The organism is Streptomyces sp. GbtcB7, assembly GCF_019091445.1.
Lineage (GTDB): Bacteria > Actinomycetota > Actinomycetes > Streptomycetales > Streptomycetaceae > Streptomyces > Streptomyces mirabilis.
The window spans coordinates 1-260 of the sequence record NZ_JAGXJM010000364.1; the positions used below are offsets into that span (position 1 = coordinate 1).

At 74.6% G+C, this 260-nt stretch carries 1 pseudogene; it reads left to right on the forward strand.

The window, feature by feature from the left end:
- A pseudogene (locus tag KVT44_RS56280) lies at nt 1–258 on the forward strand (urocanate hydratase); the annotation flags it as partial.
- Nucleotides 259–260: the final 2 nt, after the last annotated feature.

Consider the following 260-nt stretch of genomic DNA (forward strand, 5'->3'; position numbering starts at 1 on the left):
GTCGCCTCCGGCACCTCCTGGGTCTCCACCCACCACGGCGGCGGCGGCGGCATGGGCCGCTCCATCCACGCCGGCCAGGTGTCCGTCGGCGACGGCACCAAGCTGGCCGGCGAGAAGATCCGCCGCGTGCTCACCAACGACCCCGGCATGGGCCTCATCCGTCACGTCGACGCCGGGTACGACATCGCCGAGTCCGGTGCCCAGGAGCGCGGCGTGCGCATCCCGATGCGCGAAGGTGGCGAGGGCGGCGCCGCGTGACC